We start from the raw sequence: 233 nt of genomic DNA, 5'->3' as shown, positions 1-233 counted from the left end.
GTATCCACGCCGTAAGCGTGACTGGTATTCGCCGTCGTCACATTACCTGCGGTATCACGCGTGGTGACCGTCGCGGAGACATCGCCATTGGCGGCCAGCACCGCGCCCGGCACATTCACGCTCCAGGTCTTGCCATCGGCATTCACGGTCGTTTGATAAGTTTCCGAGCCGACGGTAACGGTAATCGCATCGCCCGCTTTCACGTCATTATCTACGTTACCGGTCACCGCAAT

The 233-nt window shown here is 58.4% G+C and carries 1 protein-coding gene; it reads right to left on the bottom strand.

The window, feature by feature from the left end:
• Positions 1–233: Ig-like domain-containing protein (locus KP22_RS22585; RefSeq protein ID WP_039326499.1), on the bottom strand; the 233-nt coding region annotated here is incomplete at both ends.

Origin of the sequence: Pectobacterium betavasculorum (assembly GCF_000749845.1) — a bacterium.
GTDB classification, from domain to species: domain Bacteria; phylum Pseudomonadota; class Gammaproteobacteria; order Enterobacterales; family Enterobacteriaceae; genus Pectobacterium; species Pectobacterium betavasculorum.
The sequence above is the reverse complement of the archived record's forward strand: the minus strand, read 5'-3'. Positions and strand labels throughout refer to the sequence as shown.